The organism is Yersinia enterocolitica subsp. enterocolitica (assembly GCF_901472495.1).
GTDB lineage: Bacteria > Pseudomonadota > Gammaproteobacteria > Enterobacterales > Enterobacteriaceae > Yersinia > Yersinia enterocolitica.
In genome coordinates this window covers 632,372-657,945 of record NZ_LR590469.1, presented here as the reverse complement: position 1 = coordinate 657,945, position 25,574 = coordinate 632,372, and the positions used below count along the sequence as shown (strand labels likewise).

Here is a 25,574-nt window from a genome sequence, read left to right as displayed (position 1 = left end):
TAAAGGACTACAGTTTACTGAGAAGAAAATCGCGTAAAACGACTGCTTGATTATTTTGCTCATCACGACTGCCATATAGCAACGTGATTGGCTGTTGCTTCAACACCGCCAGCAAAGGTTCCCAAGCCGTAGAGTTATTGAGCTGGGCCCGATAGCGTATGACAAATTCCGGCCAATCCAAATGCTGATGAAACCATTGCCGCAACGCGTTATCCGGTGCGACCTCTTTTAGCCATACAACCCCCTCCAGGCGCGCCTTACTGATCCCACGCGGCCATAAACGGTCAACCAAGAAAGTATTGGCCTGATAAGGTGGTTCAGCATCATAGACCCGTTGCAATGTAACCTTATTTATACTCACAGCAATCTCCTTCGCTCTTTTCACTACTCCAATTAAATCAGTGACAGAGAATAAATTCGTGAAGATTCACCCCATGGGTGATAGCCCATCCCGGTAAAAGTAAAACCATATTTTTCATAGAAACCAATATGGTCAGTGCATAAATGTAACTCGTCGAAACCGATGCTTTTGACCTCTTCCGCCAAGTGCTTTATCAGCAACTCACCATAAGCATGCCCACGAAAGTTCTCTTCAATATAGAGCGCACACAGCCAAGGATACAGATCCATCCGGCTGATAAAATCATTAGTAATTAGCCCCACACAGCCAATAATCTCCGCATTGAACTCCATTAAATACCATTGCGGCAACGGCTTTTTTGCACCAAGACAATGCGTAATGCTATCTTGATAAAGCATTTTGGTCTCTTCTGTGGCCCACTTAAAACCTAATGCTGCCAATATCTCTCGACAAGCACGAGGGGTTTATCTCTCATTTTAAACACTGTAGCATCCGGCGAGGATCATGATATTATTTATTCATAAATACGAACATGTTATATTTCTTCCAGTTAAATTATGGGTAAAAAAATGACAACCGTGCTGATTAACACTACCAGACAGATGAAGAAAAAAAATATTATGCTGGTGACTGGCACATTAAAATCACTGGTATCTGCAACGAAAAGCGATATATCCGCTCAAACTGGTTTAAGTTTGGCAACCTGTGGCACGATACTGAATGAATTATGCGCTGAGGGAGAAGTTATAGAGGAATCTCTCGATGAATCACGCGGTGGCCGGCCAGCCAAACGCTATATATATAATCCAAATTACTTTAGTGTATTAAGTGTCTATGCCGAGGGTACAAATGACAGCGGCGTTATTTCGTCTTATCTCACCTCGGCCGATGGCAAAAAAACTCAAGAATATAATGAAATTTATAATAATCTGACTGTAGAAATATTAATTAACCATATTAAAGAGATAATAGATAAACATCCTAATATCAAAGCATTAGGCCTCGGTCTTCCCGGTGTTGTGGTCGATGGAAAAGTCCTAACTTGTGATATTACTCACTTAGAAGGACTGGATATTGCTGAGCAGCTAAATAACCAATTGGGTATTTTTGTTCAAGTGGGCAATGATATGAATTACACTGCATTTGGCTTCTACCGAAATGATTGCCGCGGTACAAATGACCCAGTCGCTTACATATTCATGCCCCCAAGACATTGCGCAGGTTGTGGCATGGTTATTTCCGGAAAAATGCTACGTGGGGCTAGCCAATTCGCGGGGGAAGTATCAAAACTTCCTTTCTATGATAATTTAACCAACGGAACGAGTACTTGCTCTCATCATACCCCCGAGTTTGAAAGGCTTCTGCATATCACCTCATCTTTAATTGTTATTATTAATCCGGCCACCATAGCAATATCAGGTAATAACATCGATCAAGCATGTATTGATGCGCTAGCTATCGAGTTATTAAAAAATTTTGATAGCAAACATATTCCGCAATTTGTCTATCGCGATTGTATAAAATCTGATTATCATAAGGGCATATCAGAATATACCCTCGACGCCTATAATAATTTTAGAGTCTTTGATAGCTAACTTACCCAAGCCGATGATGTTAAAACCCTGCCTCAGCACTAAAAGTCTCACTTCAGCGCTCACATTCTATTCCCTATTTATCGCCTATAAATAAACACCTTCCACGGCAAGAATGTTCTTGACTTCTTGAGCGCCATTATTATATTTTGTGACTTAATATAAGTCTTTTATTAAGTAATTTTACATTGCTGACAAATTTGATTTCGCGACCACTCACCAGAGAAAGGTAACTACTGAATGTCTAGCTCTACACTCGATGCCACTCTGGATACTTATGCTAAACGCTCCGCTACACGGGCAATATTTTTTGTCGCAGGATTTGCAATGGGCCTTTGGGCTTCACTGGTACCCTATGCACAAAATCGTCTGCATTTTGATGCTGGCTCGTTAGGATTACTGTTGCTTTGTTTGGGAACTGGCTCTTTACTAGCCATGCTGTTCTCCGGGAAACTCATCGGCCGTTTTGGTTGTAGAAATATCATGCTATTAGGTATCGTCCTAGCCTGTATATTCCTGCCTACTCTGGCAATCATTGATCAATTCCCTTTGATGGCTTTATGCCTATTTTTCTTTGGCGCTGGAATCGGTCTGGCAGATGTTGCAGTCAATGTCCAAGGCTCACTAGTTGAACAATCATCTGATAAACCACTAATGTCAGGTTTTCATTGTTTGTTCAGTGTTGGTTCAATTGCAGGAGCAGGTGGTGGTGCAATATTATTTACGCTTGGTTTGATGCCTCTTGCCGTAACATTCATTGCCATTGCAGTAATCGCTATTATTACCGTGACGGTTCTCAATGAATTAATCCCCTTTGGTGATCATAAAGAACCTACTGAGCAAGCGATAACAAAACCAAAACCCAATTTCCGACTCGTGTTAATGGCATTAATGTGCATGATTTGTTTTATGGCGGAAGGTGCAGTATTAGATTGGAGCGGCGTTTTTCTCACTAATGACCGTGGCCTTGATATAACATATGCAGGTTGGGGATTTGCAATTTTTGGTGGAACGATGTCAATCATGCGTTTCACTGGCGATAAAGTTGTCAGCCTTTTGGGGCGTAAACGCGTACTGGTTCTCAGCAGTATCATCGCCATGATCGGTTATGCGGTTGCGGTCATTATCCCCGACTGGAAATTCACATTGCTTGGTTTCGCGCTAGTCGGAGTTGGGGCCGCAAACATTGTTCCGGTACTGATAACCCTGGCGGGCCAGGAAAAAGTGATGCCGGTAAATATGTCCGTTGCAATGGTTGCAACACTAGGTTACTTCGGTGTTCTGGGCGGGCCAGCGCTGATTGGTTTTATTGCCCACTTAACTGATCTTTATACCGCATTCGCCATTATGGCTCTGACATTCCTTATTATTGCGGTCGGGGCATTTAAGCTGAAATATATCAACGAGGAATAACCGCATCAAAAATTAATACAGCGTAAACATATTTTTAAGATTCATCTAAAGATAAAATTTGTGACTGAGTATGGTAATTTTACCAGCTAGCAAAATTTTGCTAGCTTTTTTTTAGATAAATAGCGTTAAGATATTTTCTATCAAGCTACTATCTTCAATATGTAAAAGAGGGAAACAAGATGGGTATTAAAATCGTTGCTGTTGATATGGATGGAACCTTTCTTAACGACCAGATGAATTTTGATAGGAAACGGTTTAGCGCTCAATATGCACAATTAAAAGATAATGGAATAAAATTTGTTGTTGCCAGTGGCAACCAATATTACCAGCTCATCTCATTCTTTCCCGATATCGCTGATGAAATCGCATTTGTCGCCGAAAATGGTGCCTACGTTAGTAATGAAAATACAGAAATTTTTTGCGGAGTGCTATCCGATGAAAACTGTGACAAAGTTCTAAAAACAATCTTACCACTACCTCATCTTGATATTATTGTTTGTGGCAAGAATGGTGCTTGTATGCTCAGTTCATCTGATAATACTTTCTACACCACCATGAGCAAATATTACCACCGACTTAAAATTATTGATAACTTCAGTCAAATCGAAGAACCCGCATTTAAGTTCGCAATCAGTTTGCCCGATGAAAAATTGGCTGACTTTATGACATTCATTGAGGCTGAATTAGGCGGTATTGTAACGCCAGTGTCCAGTGGCCATGGTTCTGTTGACCTGATCATACCTGGTGTACATAAGGCCAATGGTATTAAATTACTCCAGAATATATGGGGTGTGAAAGATGAAGAAGTCGTGACTTTTGGTGATGGTGGCAACGATGTTGAGATGCTGCAATATGCCGGATTTGGATTTGCTATGGCAAATGCGCCAGATCGTATAAAAAAAATAGCGAAATATCAGACCAACTCGAATAATGATTCAGGCGTGTTAAATGTCATTGATAAAATTTTAAGAAAAGAACCGCCCTTCGTATAAATATAATCAGCTACATAAATTATAAGAAATTTTAGCCGTTATTCCCTTTCCATTGTGAATAATTATAAAAACAAAATGGGGGCCACATGACTGCCCCCACAATGACATTGCATAGTTAGCTGGAACAGCTTGATCAGTGATTATTCAAAAACTTATCAAGGAACTGTCGGGTACGTTCATGCTGCGGGTGAGCAAACAATTCTTTCGCCGGGCCTTGTTCCACAATCCTACCGTGATCCATAAAAATAGCCCGGTCTGCCACATCACGAGCAAAACTCATTTCATGAGTGACGATAACCATCGTCCGTTTTTCCTCAGCCAATGCGCGAATAGTATTTAACACCTCACCCACCAGCTCAGGGTCTAATGCGGATGTCGGCTCATCAAATAGAATGACCTGAGGTTGCATAGCGAGTGCACGCGCGATAGCCACACGCTGTTGTTGTCCACCGGATAAACGACGAGGATAAGCGTTTTCCTTGCCACTTAATCCAACTTTCGCCAACAGCTCACGCGCACGTTTTACAGCCTCTGACCGTTTTTCACCCTTCACTATAACCGGCCCTTCAATGATATTTTCCAACACCGAGCGATGAGGAAATAAATTGAAGCTCTGGAACACAAAACCGACCTTTTGTCGTAATGCGCGAACTTGCCGTTGCTGCTTATTTATAGGGATACTGCCATCAATCTCTATATCACCAACACGAATAATCCCAGAGTCAGGCGTCTCAAGCAGATTGATGCTGCGTAACAACGTGGTTTTACCTGAACCACTTGGCCCGATTATCGCAACCACTTCGCCACTGTTCACTTCAAGCGAGATACCGTGCAGTACCTGTTGACCTTTAAACTGTTTGGTCAGCTCTTTAATGTCGATGGTACTCATGGCTACTCCTGATCCTGACGATTAACATGGGCTTCCAGACGATTTTGTAATGCTGATAACAGGGTCGCCATGATCCAATAAATCAGTGAGGCCGCCAGATACATAGTGAAAACTTCCAAGGTGCGAGAAGTCACCAATTGCGCCTGGCGGAAAAGTTCGGGGACCTGAATGGTCGCTGCCAGCGAGGTGTCTTTTACCAAACCGATGAAACTGTTACCCAGCGGGGGGAGTGCGGTACGACCTGCTTGCGGCAATATAACGCGGTAGAGAGTTTGCCAACGCGTCATCCCGATACTGGCGGCGGCTTCCCACTGCCCTTTCTCGATCGATGAAATCGCAGCACGCAATGTTTCTGAGGTATAAGCGGCCGTATTCAGTGATAAGCCGATTAAGGCTGCTGGCATAGGATCCAGCTCAATCCCAAATTGCGGCAAACCATAATAAATCATAAACAGTTGAGCAATTAACGGAGTACCACGGAAAATAGAAACGTAAAAACGAGAGAGAAGTGAAAGAGGCAAAAATCGGGATAACCGCATCATGGCTAACATAAAGCCTAATGCCAGACCAAAAAACATCCCCCCCAGACTAAGCTGGAGGGTAAACCAGGCACCTTTCAATAAAAATGGTGCTGAATCCAGCACCAGTTGAATACTTTCTTGCATTATTTAGTTACGTCCGCGCCAAAATATTTTTCTGAAATTTTGGCCAATGTGCCATCTTTTTGCATTTCAGCGATAGCTTGATTGATCGCTGCCAACAGCTCAGGATTATTTTTACGCAATGCCACACCTGACTCTTGGCGGGCAAATGCCGGGCCAGCAACGGCCAAGGTGTCGTTGGTTTTCTTCACCAAATCCAATGCGGCTAAGCGGTCAACTAAAATGGCATCAGTACGACCGACACGAAGGTCTTGATACTTCGTTGGGTCATCATCATAGGTACGAATATCAACATCTTTCAGATTTTCACGTAACCATTGCTCATAGTTACTGCCCAAACCCACACCTACTTTCTTACCCACCAAATCTTCAGGTTTGCTGAACTTGCCTTCATTGCCTTTTTTGGTCAGAACCTGAATGCCGGATACTGTATAAGGCGTTGAGAAATCATATTTTTTCTTGCGCTCATCTGAAATGGTGACTTGGTTAATCGCCACATCAATACGCTTAGATTCCAGTGAGGCCAGCATACCATCCCACTTGGTTGGAGTGATTTTTGCTTTAACGCCCATATGTTCTGCCAATGCATTAGCGAAATCCACTTCAAAGCCGGTGAGTTTGCCATCTTCACCCTGGAAGCTGAACGGTGGATAAGTTCCTTCCAACCCGACAATCAGGGTTCCTCGCTCTTTAACCTGATCTAACAGGTCACCCGCAGCATACGACTTCACATTTAGACCCGTTGCCAGTGCAACTGCCATCATGCCCAGGACAACCCGACGACGTACAATTGAAAAGCCCATAAATACTCCAACTGTCATGTTTATTTTTGATATTCAACACTTTATCAGTGTTACTAATGAAATAAAGGAATATAAAATAATAACGATAGCTACAAATAGAATAAGCAATAACCAAAGACTACACCTGCGGATGATAAGCAAATAATGCAGGTGCGCCGCCGGTATGAATAAACAAAATGGGGCCATCATCGCGAAACTTTTTCTGCTCAAAGCCATCAAGTAAACCAGCCATTGCCTTGCCGGTATAAACCGGGTCCAGCAATATCCCTTCCAGCCTTGCCAATAACCCGATTGCCGCCAGCCCTTCTTCATTTGGCATACCATATTGCGGCGCAAAATAATCATCCCATAGGGTGATATCCGCAGGCCCGCTGGTCACGCCGAGCGATGTCGCTAATTCTTGTTGAATATGAGTAACTTTAGGGCGCTGTTCTTCTGCTTTGCGCGATACTGTGACACCAATCAGCTCCGTTTGCGGCAACAGTTGCTGTAAACCAACAGCCAACCCCGCATGGGTACCCGCACTGCCCGAAGCCACAACCACCGAGCTGAAGGTGACATTTCCAGCCGATTGAGCTGCAATTTCCAATGCGCACTGCACATATCCCAAGGCCCCTAATGCATTAGAGCCACCAACCGGTACCACATAAGGGCGAAATCCCTGCGCCTCGATGCGGGTTGCCAACTCAGCCAATTGCTGGTTTGGATCATGTAATCCATCGCACATCACCACCTCAACATTAAATAAATCCAACAGCAATCGATTGCCATTGGTCAAATAATTTTCCTGTGAGGTACCGATAGGATTCTCAAGTAACGCAACACAATGTAAGCCCAATTTTGCAGCAACAGCCGCTGTTTGGCGCACATGATTAGATTGGATAGCCCCCGCGGTCACCAGTGTATCCGCTCCTTGCCTCAACGCATCAGCCGCTAAAAACTCCAGCTTACGCAGCTTATTACCGCCAAGTGCCAAGGGTGTGACATCATCACGTTTAATATAGATTTCGCGTCCCAAATAGTCAGAAAGACGAGATAGTTTCTCTAATGGCGTGGCATTACCGACCAAATCCAGGCGCGGAAATTGCGCCAGTTTATGTTGAAGCGTCACGGCCCCTCCAGAAAATTAATGAGTTACTGCAACAAAATTACCCGAAGTCATTCGAGTTGCAGATAGGCAGAAGCAAACCAACCCCCAACTGACTCAAGTCAGTGGCTCAGGTCAGTAAACGTCGTTAACACCCCTGCTCAAGTGCGGAGGGAAAACATAGATTTATCAGAAGTGACAGCAATAATCACTGATTTTATTATAGATGCAGGCAAGCAATAGCGCAGGTGAATATAGAGGATAATAAAAAGCCCGGCTAAGGAGAACCTTGCCGGGCGCGGAATCATTGAAGGTAATGACGTAATCGTTTTGCTTTATCTTAGAAGTGCTCTCAATGAAAAACACAGAGTTTTCTCAAGTGATAACACTCCGTCATAACCCTTAGTAGTTCTTTTGCCATGCCAAATATTGATCATACTTACGCAAAGCAATGCGGTAATTGTTATGTGCTGCATTTGGCAGTTCATCAATAATACGCTGATGCATAGTTTCGCTGGCGAATTTCTCTGCCGGATAATTGGTCGCAACCAGCATTTCATCCAACCGACGTAACCGCACAACATATTCGCGAACCGTACTATGACTCATCTCAGTTTGCTCAAATAAATACTGTTTGAACGCCATAATATCGAAATAGCCCGGCGTGCTGTTGCAATATATCTCACTGCAAAAACGGCACAATGCGGTTAATTCATGCTGAAGTTTTGACCAGACTTGATCATCAATAGGCTGATCCATACCGGCAATCGCTTCTTTATTGATAATTTGTCCGCGGAAAACCAACGCCATACGATCAAGTTGTTTATGACAATGTGAACAATGAGTTTGGCCGTGCTTATAATCTTTTAAATAACGGCTCAGCGGCCGCTTTTTTAACTGAAGTCCTGGCATAAGAAGACCTGCATTAATAAAGTTAAACACTGTGATATCACTGAGCGAAAATGAATTATGAGTCGTTATTCAGGCGGGCGCGTAAACGTTTTATCGCCTGGCTATGAAGCTGGCTGACGCGGGATTCCCCCACTTCCAGCACGGCTCCGATTTCTTTCAGGTTCAGCTCTTCCTGGTAATACAGCGTCAACACCATTTTTTCACGTTCCGGCAAAGCCTCGATCGCTTCAATAACACGTTGGCGCAGATTTCCTTCCAATAAATGCTGTAGCGGATTAGCGTCTTCATGCCCTTCCAGCATGGGTTCGACGCTTTCGCCATGCTCTTCCCGCCACTCGTCATAGGAAAAAAGCTGGCTGTTGTTGGTGTCCAACAAGATCTGGCGGTACTCAGTCAAATCAATATCAAGATTTTGTGCGACTTCCTGCTCAGTCGCCGGACGTCCGAGCCGTTGTTCAACCTTTTGCATCGCACTGGCTACTTCGCGTGCATTACGCCGTACACTACGTGGCGCCCAATCTCGGCTACGCAGCTCATCCAACATCGCGCCACGTATACGCTGTACCGCATAAGTGGTAAATGCGGTTCCTTGTAAAGCGTCATAACGCTCAACAGCATTCAGCAGACCAATCCCCCCAGCCTGCAACAAATCATCCAATTCCACGCTGGCCGGCAGGCGCACCTGCAAACGCAATGCCTCATGTCGCACCAGAGGAACATAGCGTTGCCAGAGGGAATTCTTGTCCATCACGCCTTCGGCGGTATACAGATCGCTCACTAGACAGGCACCTAAGGGTAAGAGAGTCGTACCATTATCCTGTCCGGTCAGTCAGACAATCGCCTGAATAGGCCTATAAAAAGGCGGCTATTTGACTTATGCCCACTTATGTATGCTATCTGTCTCGCTTTAAAGGGTTTCAATAACGCAATTAATTTTTATCTGAGTGATGAAAACCCGATCTCTGGCGCTATACCAAAAGTTGTAATAACGAGAGATCGTCATTAATCTTCACTTTGTCTATTTCGGTTCGAAAATCTGCTTCAACCTTTGCGCTGTGCTGCCTAAATGCATGATAAGAATAGAAAATATCAATAACATCATCTTCCGTAATCAGCCCAACTTTAAGTATGTGGGCACTAATCAATGAGCGGATAAAGAAGAAATCGACCATTAATAGATAGAATTCTTTTAATAGCGGTTGACCACCACGGATAGCAAATTGGTTGTGGTGCAATCGATAAAGAAAGTAATTACGCAATACGTGAGGATGGTCGGAAAAAAAGAGCAATGCCTTGTCATTCCAAGCGGCACTCAATAATTTCATTCTTTCTTCAAGTTGTTCATTGTCGAACTCAACGACCAGATGCTCAATCAGCTTTCCGAGGTAACTATATAAGGTTTCCCTTCCTCTTGAATTTGGCGAGTCAACACAACATTGTTGAGTACGGATAAGCAACTGCCATTGAAGATTTTGATTGAATGGAATATTTTCCAAATACCCAGTTACAGAGCCGCCTTGCAGCTTCCCAAGTAGCGCTTCAAAATACGCCTCCATCGCCGGTAATTTACTGTCTATAGTGCCTTCTAATTTTTGACAATAAAGTAAGAAAGAGGCAATGCTGTATAAGTTTTCTTCAATGCGTGGTTGAGGAGACATCAAAAAATTAGCGCAAAATAAATTAATTAATTGCCCTTCAATGTTGAGTTCTGGTGCCCTGAAATAACCATTTTTCTGAATAGGCATAGACTGCATATTCAAAGCAGTCGGGTTAAACAGCACTTGCCGCGCAGCTTCTGGGCAAGAAATATTTAAACTATTACGCTTTTCATGACGATATACATGTTCCAGTCGTGGATAGGATGAGCAAGTTTCACTTAAAGCATCCGCCCCTAAACGCTTATGTACTTTGCACAGTTGATCTTGATCCAAATAAGGGCAATTGCCATGCTCATTGAGCTTAATTTCAGCCCAATTTGAAAAACTGGCTCTACTGACTGATATATCCGTTATCGCAATACGCCTAATTTCGGCATTTTGGCTTTTAGTATATTTACGATATGTTTGTTTATCGAGAGTAATGCTCCAGCGCTTACAGCAATGATCACGACAAGCCGCACCCACGCAGCTGAAATTAGCAACATAATCAGGTTGAACTACCATAAGCTCTTTCACTCAATACTCCTCAGCCATCCGTATTTATCCCATGTTTTAATCTAGGGTAATTTCTTTACTGGAAAAAAATTAACCTAGAATAAAAGGCGGCAATAAAGGCCGCCTTAATAGTGCATTTATAGGGTGAAATTATTATTTCAGCCTAAATTAACGCAGCAGAGACAATACAGTTTGTGGAACCTGGTTAGCCTGAGCCAGAACAGAAGTACCGGCTTGTTGCAGAATCTGTGCGCGGCTCATGTTGGACACTTCAGTTGAGTAATCCGCATCTTGAATACGGCTACGGGCTGAAGTCAGGTTGTTCACGGTGTTGTTCAGGTTGGTGATGGTGGACTCAAAACGGTTCTGAGACGCACCTAACACGCTGCGCTGAGTATCAACTGCTTTCAGCGCTTTATCGATATCGGCCAGCGGTGTAGTACCCGCAGCAGTACCATCAGCAGCAACCTGACCTTTCAACACATCAAAACCTTCAGCAGCTACGGTACGGGCATTACCATTTACCGCTTCACCAGCAGTAGTAGCGGTTTTCAGTGCTGTATTGTATAAACCAGTATTGGTCGTTACTAAGGTCTTGGCAGTATCCCAAGCAGTTTTAAGCGCCGCGTTCCCTGCATCAGCAGGGTCCGCAGCAACTGCATCTTCATAAGCTTTTTGTTTGACTGGCACATCATCCGTAGCAGTTTTAACGTTATCTTGCGCGGTTTTCAGCGCTGTTGTAGCGGTGAACTTATAAGTATTAATGGTATCACCTGAAATACCACCGGCACCGGCCGCCGCCAGGTTCCAACCTGAACTTGCACCAATAGCAATACTGATTTGTTCGTTATCTTTCGAACCGACCTGGAAATCGTAGCTTGAATCCGTTGCAGTACGGTTATCCAATACTTTGATGCCGTTGAAATCAGTTTGCTTGGTCACGCGGTTGATTTCTTCCATGCGCTGGTTAACTTCAGACTGGATGGAGTCGATATCAGATGCTGAGTTAGAGCTGTTTTGCGCCTGAACAGTCAGGTCACGCACACGTTGCAAGTTGTTGTTGATTTCGCCCAACGCGCCTTCAGCAGTCTGTGACAGTGAGATACCGTCGTTGGCATTACGTGCTGCCACAGTCAAACCGTTGATGTTAGAAGTGAAACGGTTGGCAATCGCCTGACCCGCTGCATCGTCTTTTGCGCTGTTGATACGCAGACCGGAAGACAAACGCTCAATGGCGGTGCCTAAAGAAGACTGGGATTTGTTCAGGTTGTTCTGAGTCAGCAGAGACAGGCTGTTAGTGTTAATGACCGCCATAGTAGGTATTCCTTTAAATATGATTCGGCTAAGGTTCAGGCTTATTTGCCTACGGCTTCAATCACCGTCTTTTTTATTATCGGCAGGCTCATCCAAACCTTTAGCTGTATATCCGGCGTATCATTCCGCTGCGCTGGAATAAAAAAAGCCCCCATAATATGGAGGCTTGCAAGAATCAGCTGAATAATATTAACGCAGCAGAGACAATACAGTTTGTGGAACCTGGTTAGCCTGAGCCAGAACAGAAGTACCGGCTTGTTGCAGAATCTGTGCACGGCTCATGTTGGACACTTCAGTTGAGTAATCCGCATCTTGAATACGGCTACGGGCTGAAGTCAGGTTGTTCACGGTATTGTTCAGGTTAGTGATGGTTGACTCAAAACGGTTCTGAGACGCACCCAATACGCTGCGCTGTGTATCAACCGCTTTCAGCGCTTTATCGATATCAGCCAACGGCGTGGTACCGGTTGCTTTACCATCAGCAGCGACGGTGCCATTCAACACGTCAAAACCTTTGGCGGCAACTGTACGCACCTTGCCATTTACCGCTTCATTAACGGCAGTTGCATCTTTAACTGCGGTAGCTAATGCGGTGTTTTTACCATCCAGTGTGGCTTTGGTAGTCGTAATATCACCAGCAACACCGCTTTTAACCGCAGCCAAATACGCAGTATTCGCAGTATCATAGTCAGTTTGCGCAGTATCAAGTGCAGCTTTCTTGGTGAAAGCATAAGTATTTACAGTATCTGATGAAGTACCATCAGCATTGGCTGTCGCCAGATTCCAGCCAGAACTTGCACCAATCGCAATGCTGATTTGTTCATTATCTTTCGAACCGACCTGGAAATCGTAGCTTGAGTCTGTCTTGGTACGGTTATCCAATACTTTGATGCCGTTGAAATCAGTTTGCTTGGTCACGCGGTTGATTTCTTCCATGCGCTGGTTAACTTCAGACTGGATGGAGTCGATATCAGATGCTGAGTTAGAGCTGTTTTGCGCCTGAACAGTCAGGTCACGCACACGTTGCAAGTTGTTGTTGATTTCGCCCAACGCGCCTTCAGCAGTCTGTGACAGTGAGATACCGTCGTTGGCATTACGTGCTGCCACAGTCAAACCGTTGATGTTAGAAGTGAAACGGTTGGCAATCGCCTGACCCGCTGCATCGTCTTTTGCGCTGTTGATACGCAGACCGGAAGACAAACGCTCAATGGCGGTGCCTAAAGAAGACTGGGATTTGTTCAGGTTGTTCTGAGTCAGCAGAGACAGGCTGTTAGTGTTAATGACCGCCATAGTAGGTATTCCTTTAAATATGATTCGGCTAAGGTTCAGGCTTATTTGCCTACGGCTTCAATCACCGTCTTTTTTATTATCGGCAACGAACCTCAGAGCTTTAGTAAAATAACCATCAGCAGCAGGGTAAATTGATTAAAAATCTCAATTAAAAAAGCCCCCATAATATGGAGGCTCGAAAGAATCGGCTGAATAATATTAACGCAGCAGAGACAATACAGTTTGTGGAACCTGGTTAGCCTGAGCCAGAACAGAAGTACCGGCTTGTTGCAGAATTTGTGCACGGCTCATGTTGGACACTTCAGTTGAGTAATCCGCATCCTGAATACGGCTACGGGCTGAGGTCAGGTTGTTCACGGTGTTATTCAGGTTGGTGATGGTTGACTCAAAACGGTTCTGAGACGCACCCAATACGCTGCGCTGAGTATCAACCGCTTTCAGCGCTTTATCGATATCGGCCAACGGTGAGGTACCGGTTGCTTTACCATCAGCAGCGACGGTGCCATTCAACACATCAAAGCCCTTGGCGGCAACAGTACGTGACTTACCGTTCACCGCTTCATTAACTGCGGTAGCATCTTTAACCGCGGTTGCCAGATCGGTAGTCGCAGTATCCGCGGCACCTTTAAGTGCTGCTGCCGTTGTTGTGCCATTAGTGGCATCGGCTTTAACGGCTGCCAGATATGCACCATTTGCCGAATCATACGCGGCTTGCTTAGTATCAAGAGCCGTGGTCTTAGTGAAAGCATAAGTATTTACAGTATCTGATGAAGTACCATCAGCATTGGCTGTCGCCAGATTCCAGCCAGAACTTGCACCAATCGCAATGCTGATTTGTTCATTATCTTTCGAACCGACCTGGAAATCGTAGCTTGAGTCTGTCTTGGTACGGTTATCCAATACTTTGATGCCGTTGAAATCAGTTTGCTTGGTCACACGGTTGATTTCTTCCATGCGCTGGTTAACTTCAGACTGAATGGAGTCGATATCAGATGCTGAGTTAGAGCTGTTTTGCGCCTGAACAGTCAGGTCACGCACACGTTGCAGGTTGTTGTTGATTTCGCCCAACGCGCCTTCAGCAGTCTGTGACAGTGAGATACCGTCGTTGGCATTACGTGCTGCCACAGTCAAACCGTTGATGTTAGAAGTGAAACGGTTGGCAATCGCCTGACCCGCTGCATCGTCTTTTGCGCTGTTGATACGCAGACCGGAAGACAAACGCTCAATGGCGGTGCCTAAAGAAGACTGGGATTTGTTCAGGTTGTTCTGAGTCAGCAGAGACAAGCTGTTAGTGTTAATGACCGCCATAGTTGGTATTCCTTAAATTCTGTTAGATTATGGTTCGAGCTTATCACCCACGGTTTTATCACCGTTACAGCTTGTATCGGCGTATTTGACCAAACCTTTAATTAACTATTTTGGAATATTGCCACTAATAGGTGGGTCAATGCGGCAAATAGCACTCTGTTATCCCCTGCTATTCTGCCCATCATTATTTCTATTTTATGTGTAAACTTTTCCATCCCCTGGCCGATAACCCGGTAACGACACTTGAATATTAAGGATTAGACATGGCAAGTATCAGTTCGCTGGGCGTTGGATCAGGCATGGAGTTAAGTTCTCTTTTGACGAGTTTATCAAATGCAGAACAAGCGCGATTAACACCGCTGACCACACAGCAAACCAGTTATAAAAGCAAACTTACCGCTTATGGTATTTTGCAAAGTGCGCTGGCAAAAGTGGAAACCGCTTCAGCCGCGCTGAAAAAAGCTGACACACTGACCTCTACCGCCGTAAGTAGCACGAACACAGCATTCAGTGCTGTAACTGATAGTGCGGCCAGTGCCGGTAGTTACACTATCGAAGTGACTAATCTGGCGAAATCACAGTCCTTATTGTCCGCAGAGGTACCCGATGCGACCAATAAGTTAGGTAATGATAATGCCTCACGGACTATCACTATCATCCAACCAGGCAAAAAAGATCCGCTTGAAGTCACTCTAACCAGCGACCAAACTTCGTTGACCGGTATCCGCGATGCCATCAATAAACAAGAAGGCGGTGTTAGCGCCAGCATCATGAAAGCGGATGATAATACCTATTATCTGGCGTTAACGTCGAAAGACACCGGTACTCAGTCAGAAATGACTATTAGTGTAACGGGTGATGATACGTTAAATGATTTTCTTAATTACACACCGAGCAGCACCGGTGGCAGCGGTGGCATGACGCAAAAAGTGGCAGCAGAAGATGCAGCACTAACCGTCAACGGGGTGGCAATTACTCGCCAAAGCAACACTATTACCGATGCACCGCAAGGCGTTACCTTAACACTGAAAGCTAAAACCAAGACCAGTGAACCAGAAACGCTAAACATCACGCGCGATAGCACCGCGATGAAAACAGCCATTCAAACCTGGGTTGATGCTTATAACTCATTGCAAACCACTTTTGGTTCACTAACCCAATATACGGCGGTTGAACAGGGTAAAGATCAGTCAACCAATAATGGTGCGTTGGTCGGTGATGGCACATTGCGCAGTATTCAAACACAATTGAAAAGTCAATTGGCTTCTGCGCAGCCCGGTGATGTGAAGACCTTGGCCAGTTTGGGCATCACACAAGATATCAAAGGCAAACTGACAATAGATTCAACTAAACTGGATAAAGCCTTAACTGAGAAGCCAAACGGTGTGGTGGCATTCTTTGTTGGTGATGGCAAAGAGACTGGATTTGCAACCCAAACTGATAATTTGCTGAATACTGTACTGGATACCACTAAGGGCACACTGAAAAGTGCCACTGATGGCATCAATAAGTCATTAAAGAATCTGGATACACAAGTCACTGCGACCACCGCGAGCATTGCATTAACCATTGAGCGTTATAAAACACAATTTACTCAATTGGATAAAATGATGACGTCAATGAACAGTACTGTCAGTTTCTTAACTCAGCAATTTTCTTCATAAAGGATAGGATATGTACAACCGATCAGGGAGCCAGGCGTATGCTACGGTAGGCTTGGAAAGTGGGGTAATGAGCGCCAGCCCACATCAATTGATCGTGATGCTATTCGACGGGGCGCAGAGCGCCCTGGTTCGTGCCCGCATCTTGATGAATCAGGGAGATATTCCAGCCAAAGGTGCTGCACTTTCTAAAGCCATTAACATTATTAATAATGGGCTGAGTGCAGGCCTTAATATGGAAAAAGGCGGTGAGCTGGCAGAGAATTTGTCGGCTTTATATGACTATATGTCGCGGCGCTTGCTGCATGCCAACTTGCATAATGACGAACAGGCAATTACTGAAGTGCTCGCTTTGCTCGAAAATATTGCGGATGCCTGGCGGCAGATCGGCCCCAATTATCAACCTGATTAGGACCCCATTTAATGGAACGTCACCAGCACCTTTTGTCTGAATATCAACAAATCCTGACCCTCAGCGAGCAAATGTTAGTGCTGGCGACCGAGGGCAATTGGGATGCGCTGGTTGATCTGGAAATGACTTACCTTAAAGCTGTTGAAAGCACCGCTAATATCACTATTTCTTCATGCTCATCGCTAATGCTGCAAGATTTATTACGGGAGAAGCTAAGAGCTATTTTGGATAATGAAATTGAAATTAAACGTTTATTGCAACTACGCCTTGATACATTAAGTGACTTAGTTGGGCAATCGACCAAACAACAGGCGGTAAATAATACGTACGGCCAATTCCCTGACCATGCTTTGCTATTAGGCGAAACACAGTAATCTACCGCTAGCATGGTCATACAATAGTGTTTATAACTGAACTATCGCTTGCAACTACAATTATTAAAATAGCAATCAATTCAAATTGTTATTGTTTTTAACAAATGAATTTATTGATGGTAACAATTTTCCATGTCTGATTGACTATTATTCTCACTCCATAGCTTTTCGCTAAAATAGTCAGTGATGGTGAATTTTCTATTAAAATAAGTTGCTAGTCTGCCATTCAAAGCGTAAAGATATTCTCAGGCCAAAATTGTGAAATGAATATCGATGGAACGTACAATTAAATTTTGCCCCGGTGTGGGTAGCTCGGCACATGTTATTCAACATACAGAGCTACTCCTTACCTCAGTCTATATTGAGCATCCTTTGCTCATCATGGTTAACCGTGGGCATAAAGTCATTCGCTGGGATAATCAAGAGTGCATCGTCCGGCCGGGTGAAATAGTCGCCGTCAGTAGTGGTCAAACAATTGACATAATTAATGGACTATCTACTGAGGGGTTATTTTTTAGCCACCAACTTCGCTGCGATCCGCGTTTGATAACGACATTTGCTAATCACCCTGCTTCCGCAGGCCTTGGCGTTATACCTGGGGTTATGCCGGTGCGTGATTTGGCACCTGAATTTATTAATACTTTTGGTAATACATTTAAAGCAATATCCGATGTGGGTGATATCCCTCCTACTATTGTCAGGCACCGTATGCTTGAGTTATTACTTTGGTTAGCTCAGCGCGGTGTTAAATTTAAACTTAATGATGATCATTCATTAAGTGAAAAGGTACGACGCTGCCTGTCAATTGACCCACACAAAATATGGTCAGCCGCTGAGGTTGCCGATCATATGGCAATGAGCGAAGTGGTATTGCGGCGAAAATTAGCGGCCGAAAATATACTATTACGTGATTTGATGATTGATGTCCGTATGACCAGCGCTTTACGTTTATTGCAAGGTACAGATTGGCCAATTTCATTAATTGCCAGTCAAGTTGGTTATGAAAGCGCATCACGTTTCGCAGAACGCTTTCGTAAACGTTTTGGATTTGCTCCTACAGCCATACGCGGGCATCATCGCTTGCAAGCTATGGATACTGATCCCCCCCCAGTGAGCTTTCAGCGTTATTTAAACCTAATTTAGGGCCTGGATGAGTCTGCTCAGACTCTATTTTTGATCATTTTCGTCAGGATTTACCTACCTTCCCGCTATACAACTCGTTGCATCCCCTCATTTTTTGCTCATCATCATCTGGGCTGCTAAATACTGCTTTTAGATATTCTACACACTAAAACATTATTTTTTAGGCCACCTCCAGTTTTTTCCTCCAGCAATACGACCTTAATATCGATAAAAGTCTTTATAATCATATAAATAAATGTAAGCCACTGAAAGAAAGAGGAATATGTCACTTCTGCAAGGGCATCCTATGATTAAAATTGGTTAAATAATATCCTCCCAGGATCGCAATGATGCCCAGTAACTTGCTCGGACTAAAAAGCCGCTATCCATTGCATATCCAGATTGCGGTACTCTTCACTCTATTGATTGTCTCAATTGGTACCGTCATTATCATTTTCAGTCATAGCCAATTGACTAAATTGACTGAAATCAGCACCAACCGGCAGTATCAAAAAACGGGTGAGGCAATCGCAGCAGAATTAGACGCAGTAACACGGCCCATGATGATGTCTGTCAACATCCTTGCCAGTATGCAAATTACAGAGTTATCAACACTTGAACAGCGCATGAGTTTTGTCAGTAAATTTATTGAAATACTGAAACAGAATGATTATGCCAGTGCCGTATATAGTGCCTATCCTAATGGCGATTTATTTATGTTGCGGCGTCTGACCGAAGCTAACCGTAAACTATTTCACGCCCCAGAGGGGGCCGAGTGGATGATTCAAAGTAATCGATTCCTTGATAGTTTGCCGGAAAAACAGTTTATTTATCTGAACGAAAAGCAGCAAGTCATTGCCGTTATGCCGAGAGATAATGATAACTATGATCCCAGAAAGCGGGATTGGTTTATTATGGCATCAACCAACCCTGGTCTTATTACATCACCTATTTATATTTTCAAGGGGACCGGTGAAGTGGGTTTCACTTATAGTCGTCGGTCTGAAAATAATCAGGCAATTATTGGGTTGGATGTTTCCCTAGCCTCGTTATCGCAGTTTTTAATAAGACAGAACCTACCGCCTGGCAGCCAGGCTATTATTATAAATTCTCACGGTGAGGTTATCGCAAGCTTACCTAAAGATTCCCCAGTAAACCCTACTCATGCGGATAAGCAAATCCCGGTATTACAAACATTGCTAGATACCCAAGAAAGTAGTCTTGTGAGCAATAACCAACTGGCTAATAACAATGGCAACAGCATCATGTTTGAAGCGCAGGGTAAGCACTGGTACGGCTCCATTGTCGATATTGATAACAGCGGCAATAAATATCAGCTAGTTATTGCGACGCCAGCCAGTTATTTGACTGCTGATGCAAACTCCATTCGGAATCACTCAACCCTTATCGCCTTTATCCTATTAATGCTCAGTTTACCGTTGGTGTGGTATTTCTCTCGGAAGATATCCAATCCACTGATTCGCCTCCGTCAGGATGCTGATTCCATCAGTAATTTGCATTTCGAAGAGCGTGAGTCTGAACATTCTATGATTGAAGAAGTCGATGAACTGCACAAATCAATGTCAAAAATGAAATCGACACTGAAGCAGTTTATTTCAATGGGCAATATGCTGACGGCGGAAAATAACTTCTTCCGCCAGATGCAGGGGTTATTAAGTGAAACAACTGAAATCGCCGCGATGACCGGCGGCATTATATTCCTTGCAGATAAACAAGAAGGCCATTTCACACCGACAGCATTTCGTTGGAATGGTGAAAATATCCCAGTAGCTGAAATGCCCTCATTGAGTATAACAGAAGATAGCTTCACCACTTTCCAGCCCGTTCTTGAGGGAAAAACTATTGCCGGAACGCTAAATAAAGAAAATATATTCCGTCAATTACAAGACTTCTTACAGCCTTATTTACCCTTGCGGTTTGTTGCTGTGCCCATGAAAACTCACGATAAACAACTCTTGGGTTTTTTGTTGCTATTTAATCCTTATCAATTAAATGCAGAACGTGAACATTCTAAAATTCAATTAGTTAATGCGCTGGTCGGCAGTTTATCTGTTTCCGTAGAGACCCAGCAATTATTGCAGGAGCAAAAAAACCTGCTCAATGCATTTATTGAGCTTATTGCGGGAGCTATCGATGCCAAGAGTGCCTATACCGGTGGCCACTGCCAACGAGTCCCTGAAATCACCAAAATGCTTGCCAGAGCCGCAGTGAATATCAAAGAAGGACCGTTCGCTAACTTTAATTTATCTGAAAATGAGTGGGAAGAACTGCATACAGCATGCTGGCTACATGATTGTGGCAAGATAACGACACCTGAATTTGTCGTGGATAAATCGACAAAACTGGAATTAATCTATGACCGTATTCATGAAATACGCATGAGATTTGAAGTCATAAAACGTGAAAAAGAGATCGACTTCTTACGTCGTTATGCCACCATTAACGTCAATGAAACTGATCAACAAGCGCTGGCAGCAGAGTTGCGCCAATTGGATGATGATTTTTACTTTATTGCCCACTGCAATATCGGTGGTGAATTTATGTCTGATGAAGCGATCGCGCGTATTCAGCAAATTGCCGGATATCACTGGACTCGTACATTAGATGATAACGCCGGTATTGCTCAGGAAGAACGCGAGCGCAAAGCCCGGCAGCCAGCGACCCCATTACCAGTACAAGAACCCCTATTGGCAGATAAAAAAGAGCATATTATCTATCGCGATAATAAGAATAAACGCCCAGAGTATTATGATTTCAAACTACCAGAACCCACTTTGCTTTATAACCGTGGAGAGATTTATAACCTCAGTATTCGGCGTGGTACCTTGACCGAAGAGGATCGCTATAAAATAAATGAGCACATTATGCAGACCATTGTTATGCTCAAGAAACTCCCCTTCCCACGAACTATGGCGAATGTTCCCTCTATTGCCGGTGGTCACCATGAGCGTATGGATGGCAAGGGATATCCCTATCAACTCACTTATAAACAGATGAGTATCCCGGTTCGAATGATGGCTATCGCTGATGTATTTGAAGCGTTAACAGCAGCAGACCGCCCTTATAAACCAGGAAAATTATTGTCTGAAGCGCTCAATATTATGTTGAATATGGTGAATGAAAATCATCTGGATAGAGAGCTGTTTATTTTATTCCTGGAATCTGGAATCTGGCATGAATATGCCATTGCTCACTTGAAGGCAGACAAAATCGATGATGTTGATATTTCAGTAATACTGCAAAAAATTGGCCATCAAAATATAGTACTGGCGCAGAGCGCTTAGTAAGCAAGAAATAGAGAGTCATCGGTGGGCGTTAAGGTTATGCTAAATCAAATCATTTTATAGTCGGCAATGTTGGGAGCAAATACGTGTTCTACAGTTACGGTGAAACAGAGATAAATCATCTTAAGCGGCGGGACAAAAAGATGGCGGCAGCTATCGAGCGATTAGGAATGATTGCCCGCCCATTATCACCAGATTTATTTGCTGCACTCATCAGAAACATTGTTGATCAGCAGATTTCTGTTAAAGCGGCACTCACCGTTAATGCACGTCTGCTGACATTAGTCGGCACGGTAACACCAATAACTATTGCCGCAGCGCCGATAGAAGCTATTCAGGGCTGCGGAATGACGATGCGTAAAGCCGGATATATTAAAGGTGCAGCGAATGCAGCACTTGATGGATCTCTTGATTTATCAGCTATTTCTTTGTTACCGGATAATGAGGTCATTACCCAGCTTTCGAGCCTAAATGGTATCGGTATCTGGACTGCAGAAATGCTACTTATTTCTTCACTTTCTCGCCCTGATGTGCTCAGTTGGGGTGATTTGGCGATCCGCCGCGGCATGATGAATTTATATCGCCACAAAACGCTACCGCGCGAACGTTTTGAACGCTATCGCCGCCGCTACACGCCTTATGGCACAACCGCATCTCTTTATTTATGGGCATTGTCACATGAAGTTTAGACACCCATATTCATAATGTGAAGTGGTTGATTTTAAATTCGCGTAAGTTCGTGTGAACTTCGTGGCTGGCAGTGCCTTACCGCAAAGTGTCTTGCCTATTGTTGGCATAGTTCGAGTTAGTTTGCGATAATTTTTTGCCCCATTCTTGCCTCATTTATCAATTATCCATTACCACCTCAATAACCTGAATATCAATAAATCCCTGCTGGGTATACCGATGCATTGACTGAAGAATTGGATAAACGACTCACCAGGCAGTTTTGTGAGGTCAGTGTAAAAGTGGGATTTGCAGCTGCTGACGGGTTAACTGTGTTAGGCGGTGGTTCGGATGATAAACAGGCGGTTGAAGAGATTTTGCAGGAAACGTGGGAAAGTGCTGACGACTGGTTTCAGCCTTAAGCCACGAAACGAAAAGAATATAAATCCCGGACTATTAAGCTCGGGTTATCTTTTACACCAGGAGGTAAAAGAGCATCTGGAGGATTTTGAAGAAAGGTCAGGATCCATTGCGTAATCAATTCTCATATTCCCGCTCATAAATCGCAGAGAATATTCTTTATCAATATAATTTGTCGTACAATAGAGTGTCATCCCCTTCCCCATTGATTTAGATTTACTTTTAAAAGGTTAATTGTATTAAGATACACCTCAATAATTAGGAATTAAGTTGAGCAATAATCCTAAAATAGATAGAAGTATAGCCATCAGATAAGCAATTTAGTCCAATACTTCAACCCTGCGACAGTTTTCCGCACGATTAAAACATTAACCTATGATAGGATATTTTTACCTCCAATTTTCGCAAATAAATGTACTAATTGCGACCGTAATAAAAACAGCACAAGACACTATATAAGGAGTGTAAAATGTCAAAACAGGATTTAATAGCAAATAAAATAATAGAAATTTTAAATTAAAAAAATAAACCAGCCTACAAAATATACTTTAAACAAGCCGGTGATATTGTCATTGATTTTTCAAAAGACATATCATTTATATTTGTTGATTTTATTGATACGGAAAACAGGTCAAGAAATGAGATATCGACAACACGGCTCTTACAAAGAATAAAAAAAGGAATTACAAATGAAGATTTAGCTAAAGAATTAAATATAATCACACATGAATTTGTGAGTAGAATAAGAAAAGATAAAATAAAATCACTTGCTGAGAGTTTAGGGAAAGTAACGGGTAAATTTGTCGTAAGCACGGCAATACTCAATGATTTATCTTCCGTTTTTACCAAAAAACTGGTAGGGAAATTTCTTGTAAGCTATTTATTTTCAACCATTTATTCAATAGGTGGTGCAAAATCCAGAGCCATTTATGGATCTGATGCGCTAAGAGAAAAAACACCTGAAATATATAATAAATTAAGAAACGCTGGTGACTTGGATTTGTTTTACTTCTTGGTTGATAACTATGCTGGTCCATTTATTGAAGCTATGATAATAAAAGATAAAAACCCCGCCGCATGGGACGAGATTATCATGAAAGTAATCGCTGAACTTGAAAAGAAAAATTAACTTTTATCCTTTGATCTCAAGGTTGTTTTTATTGAAAAATAGAAGCAACCCAGTCCAAACATAAGAATAAGTAAATGACCGACGACATAGCCATAGTTAAAAGGATTTAGTCCACCTTCATCATATATGTCAATTAAGGTCGTAGAAAAGCTAAACACAACAAAAGTGATGAAGCAAAAAATACAAAAAGATAATAATATCATTGTGTGAAAAAGAAATTTATTAATATTCATAATTAGTTCCATTAATTAAAAAATCCAGAGTTACATTTATAGTAACCAAGATTAATAAAAAATGCCATAGGGATTCTGTATATATTCCCATTAAGGTATCAAGTTTATGAGTTATCAGTGTGAGCAAGGGATAGAAATTTGGTTTTATTGTCATTCAGTTTGGCGGCTACAACTATCGGCCCAGGCTACATTCACGCTAATGTTATTTGTCTGAAAAGGATTTAACAAACAAACCTGTGAGGAAAACGCTTTCACTTAAAAATTTGTCAAAGACGTACTGTATTCCCGTAGCCACTAACGCTCAAAATACGGATTGACCCTTTCTACCGTCTGGCGCACCAGTTTGTTTCTCGTGGCCATCAACCTGTCTATGCGTTCACGTTTCTGATCAGCCGTTAATAGCCTATCTCGGCGCACCATCTCAATCTGGACGTTCAATGCCTTGACCTGCTTTTGGGTTGTAGTCAGTCCCTTGCGCTGCAATAACTTCCCCTGATGTTTCTCCCGCAATTTATCTGCGCGCAGCTCAGGGCTGGTTATATCTGGCTATCGTGATGGACTTCTGTTCAAGGAAAATAGTGAGTTGAGCGCTTTCAGATAAACCGGACAGCGCCTTAACAATCCGAGCCTTAAGGTTGGCAGTAAATAAACGATGACCAACGGGGTCTTTAGTGTTCCATAGTGATCAAGGGGCGCAATATACCAGCGCCAAACTCCAATAAACGGGGTGTTACAGGCAGTATGAGTCGCAAAGGTAATTGCCTGGATAATGCTGTTACGGAGAGGTTTTTCCGCAGCCTGAAAGCTGAGAGGGTTAACTATCGTCGTTATGAAACTCGCAGTCAGGGTATTGCAGGCGTCATCAACTATATCGACAGTTTTTATAATCTGAAGCGGCGGCATTATCGGCTGGGAAATATATCGCCGGATGAGTATGAACGCCGACTACAGCAATGTGCCTAAATCGGTGTCCGGTTTTTGTTGACCATTACAATCAGCACAGATGGTTTTCTCTGTTTATGGGGAGTGGATGCCAGACAGTAATGATGAATAAATGGCATTAATCAATGCTAAATTTTCTCAAAGTGCCCCACTCATGGCCTATAAGAAAGTTTGGTAGTGGTTTTTACTATATAATTCAACAACATTACCCACTCACACACCCATATTCATAACGTCTTGATAAGCCGCTACTAATTTATTACGTACTTGAATACCGAGCTGCAAAGATACAGATGATTTCTGCATATTTACCATCACGTCATTTATGCCAACGCCGGGCACACCTAATTCAAAATTCTGCGCTAACGTACGGGCTGTTTGCTGGTTTTCACTGATTTTGCCGATAGCCGCTTTTAATTCACTCGCAAAGCCAGCCTCTGCGGGCAGCGTTTTCGCTGAGCCTGATGCTTGCAATGCAGTGACCTGCAACTGCTGTAAAACCCCTTCGATACCTTGAACAGACATACTCATCCC

The 25,574-nt window shown here is 43.2% G+C and carries 25 protein-coding genes; 12 read left to right on the top strand and 13 right to left on the bottom strand.

The genetic code is table 11. The annotated features are described in order from the left end of the window. Positions 1 to 7: 7 nt before the first annotated feature. Positions 8 to 361: a DUF488 domain-containing protein gene (locus FGL26_RS03035; RefSeq protein WP_005168925.1), complete on the bottom strand. Its 354-nt coding sequence runs from the start codon at positions 359 to 361 to the stop codon at positions 8 to 10. 32 nt (positions 362 to 393) lie between these two features. After that, positions 394 to 804 carry a GNAT family N-acetyltransferase gene (locus tag FGL26_RS03030; RefSeq protein WP_042593225.1) on the bottom strand — a complete coding sequence of 137 codons (411 nt, stop codon included), beginning with the start codon at positions 802 to 804 and terminating at the stop codon, positions 394 to 396. 126 nt (positions 805 to 930) lie between these two features. On the opposite strand from FGL26_RS03030, the gene FGL26_RS03025 reads away from it, so the two are divergent. From FGL26_RS03025 to FGL26_RS03015, 3 genes are all read left to right on the top strand, one after another. Next, the gene (locus tag FGL26_RS03025) at positions 931 to 1,956 is read left to right on the top strand and encodes an ROK family protein (protein WP_005168920.1); all 1,026 of its coding nucleotides are present in this window, start codon (positions 931 to 933) and stop codon (positions 1,954 to 1,956) included. A 237-nt stretch (positions 1,957 to 2,193) separates the two neighbouring features. Further along, positions 2,194 to 3,366: an MFS transporter gene (locus FGL26_RS03020; RefSeq protein ID WP_011816585.1), complete on the top strand. Its 1,173-nt coding sequence runs from the start codon at positions 2,194 to 2,196 to the stop codon at positions 3,364 to 3,366. Between the two features lie 179 nt (positions 3,367 to 3,545). Next, complete coding sequence (locus FGL26_RS03015) at positions 3,546 to 4,358, top strand: Cof-type HAD-IIB family hydrolase (protein ID WP_005168914.1); 813 nt, start codon at positions 3,546 to 3,548, stop codon at positions 4,356 to 4,358. Positions 4,359 to 4,491: 133 nt separating this feature from the next. Here FGL26_RS03015 and tcyN read toward each other — a convergent pair whose 3' ends face one another. From tcyN to FGL26_RS02965, 10 genes are all read right to left on the bottom strand, one after another. Continuing rightward, positions 4,492 to 5,247 carry an L-cystine ABC transporter ATP-binding protein TcyN gene (gene tcyN / locus FGL26_RS03010; RefSeq protein ID WP_005168910.1) on the bottom strand — a complete coding sequence of 252 codons (756 nt, stop codon included), beginning with the start codon at positions 5,245 to 5,247 and terminating at the stop codon, positions 4,492 to 4,494. 2 nt (positions 5,248 to 5,249) lie between these two features. Continuing rightward, a complete protein-coding gene (gene tcyL, locus FGL26_RS03005; protein WP_005160319.1) occupies positions 5,250 to 5,912 on the bottom strand; it encodes a cystine ABC transporter permease in 663 nt (220 codons plus the stop codon). Beyond that, positions 5,912 to 6,712, bottom strand: coding sequence for a cystine ABC transporter substrate-binding protein (tcyJ, locus tag FGL26_RS03000; RefSeq protein ID WP_005168907.1), 801 nt, complete (start codon positions 6,710 to 6,712; stop codon positions 5,912 to 5,914). The genes tcyL and tcyJ overlap by 1 nt, the downstream gene beginning before the upstream one ends. A 118-nt stretch (positions 6,713 to 6,830) precedes the next feature. Then, positions 6,831 to 7,823, bottom strand: a complete 993-nt coding sequence (locus tag FGL26_RS02995) for a D-cysteine desulfhydrase (RefSeq protein ID WP_005168903.1) — start codon at positions 7,821 to 7,823, stop codon at positions 6,831 to 6,833. Between the two features lie 378 nt (positions 7,824 to 8,201). Then, complete coding sequence (fliZ, locus tag FGL26_RS02990) at positions 8,202 to 8,711, bottom strand: flagella biosynthesis regulatory protein FliZ (protein WP_005160338.1); 510 nt, start codon at positions 8,709 to 8,711, stop codon at positions 8,202 to 8,204. Positions 8,712 to 8,766: 55 nt separating this feature from the next. Further along, positions 8,767 to 9,489, bottom strand: coding sequence for an RNA polymerase sigma factor FliA (locus FGL26_RS02985; RefSeq protein ID WP_005160341.1), 723 nt, complete (start codon positions 9,487 to 9,489; stop codon positions 8,767 to 8,769). A 190-nt stretch (positions 9,490 to 9,679) separates the two neighbouring features. Next, positions 9,680 to 10,885, bottom strand: coding sequence for a flagellin lysine-N-methylase (gene fliB / locus FGL26_RS02980; RefSeq protein ID WP_005168899.1), 1,206 nt, complete (start codon positions 10,883 to 10,885; stop codon positions 9,680 to 9,682). Positions 10,886 to 11,032: 147 nt separating this feature from the next. Then, complete coding sequence (locus FGL26_RS02975) at positions 11,033 to 12,178, bottom strand: FliC/FljB family flagellin (protein WP_032908342.1); 1,146 nt, start codon at positions 12,176 to 12,178, stop codon at positions 11,033 to 11,035. 189 nt (positions 12,179 to 12,367) lie between these two features. Beyond that, positions 12,368 to 13,468 (bottom strand): FliC/FljB family flagellin, encoded by a 1,101-nt coding sequence (locus tag FGL26_RS02970; protein ID WP_011816590.1) that lies wholly within the window; start codon positions 13,466 to 13,468, stop codon positions 12,368 to 12,370. 198 nt (positions 13,469 to 13,666) lie between these two features. After that, positions 13,667 to 14,776: a flagellin FliC gene (locus FGL26_RS02965; RefSeq protein ID WP_032908341.1), complete on the bottom strand. Its 1,110-nt coding sequence runs from the start codon at positions 14,774 to 14,776 to the stop codon at positions 13,667 to 13,669. A 263-nt stretch (positions 14,777 to 15,039) separates the two neighbouring features. Here FGL26_RS02965 and fliD point away from each other — a divergent pair, with 263 nt between their 5' ends. From fliD to FGL26_RS02910, 9 genes are all read left to right on the top strand, one after another. Continuing rightward, positions 15,040 to 16,440, top strand: a complete 1,401-nt coding sequence (gene fliD, locus FGL26_RS02960) for a flagellar filament capping protein FliD (RefSeq protein ID WP_005168868.1) — start codon at positions 15,040 to 15,042, stop codon at positions 16,438 to 16,440. Positions 16,441 to 16,450: 10 nt separating this feature from the next. Beyond that, positions 16,451 to 16,849: a flagellar export chaperone FliS gene (fliS, locus tag FGL26_RS02955; RefSeq protein ID WP_005160351.1), complete on the top strand. Its 399-nt coding sequence runs from the start codon at positions 16,451 to 16,453 to the stop codon at positions 16,847 to 16,849. Positions 16,850 to 16,860: 11 nt separating this feature from the next. Continuing rightward, positions 16,861 to 17,223, top strand: coding sequence for a flagella biosynthesis regulatory protein FliT (fliT, locus tag FGL26_RS02950; protein WP_005160355.1), 363 nt, complete (start codon positions 16,861 to 16,863; stop codon positions 17,221 to 17,223). 273 nt (positions 17,224 to 17,496) lie between these two features. Further along, complete coding sequence (locus tag FGL26_RS02945; RefSeq protein WP_005168864.1) at positions 17,497 to 18,366, top strand: helix-turn-helix transcriptional regulator; 870 nt, start codon at positions 17,497 to 17,499, stop codon at positions 18,364 to 18,366. 329 nt (positions 18,367 to 18,695) lie between these two features. Continuing rightward, complete coding sequence (locus FGL26_RS02940; protein WP_005168861.1) at positions 18,696 to 21,650, top strand: HD domain-containing phosphohydrolase; 2,955 nt, start codon at positions 18,696 to 18,698, stop codon at positions 21,648 to 21,650. Between the two features lie 86 nt (positions 21,651 to 21,736). Further along, positions 21,737 to 22,339, top strand: coding sequence for a DNA-3-methyladenine glycosylase family protein (locus FGL26_RS02935; RefSeq protein WP_005168857.1), 603 nt, complete (start codon positions 21,737 to 21,739; stop codon positions 22,337 to 22,339). 198 nt (positions 22,340 to 22,537) lie between these two features. Continuing rightward, complete coding sequence (locus FGL26_RS02930; protein WP_071530597.1) at positions 22,538 to 22,738, top strand: DinI family protein; 201 nt, start codon at positions 22,538 to 22,540, stop codon at positions 22,736 to 22,738. Between the two features lie 731 nt (positions 22,739 to 23,469). Continuing rightward, complete coding sequence (locus FGL26_RS02925) at positions 23,470 to 23,865, top strand: hypothetical protein (RefSeq protein WP_005168850.1); 396 nt, start codon at positions 23,470 to 23,472, stop codon at positions 23,863 to 23,865. Positions 23,866 to 24,779: 914 nt separating this feature from the next. Next, positions 24,780 to 25,061, top strand: coding sequence for an IS3 family transposase (locus tag FGL26_RS02910; protein ID WP_255265348.1), 282 nt, complete (start codon positions 24,780 to 24,782; stop codon positions 25,059 to 25,061). 192 nt (positions 25,062 to 25,253) lie between these two features. Here FGL26_RS02910 and fliE read toward each other — a convergent pair whose 3' ends face one another. Beyond that, entirely contained in the window at positions 25,254 to 25,565 is a 312-nt protein-coding gene (gene fliE / locus FGL26_RS02905) for a flagellar hook-basal body complex protein FliE (RefSeq protein ID WP_005160376.1), read from the bottom strand. Between the last annotated feature and the right edge of the window lie 9 nt (positions 25,566 to 25,574).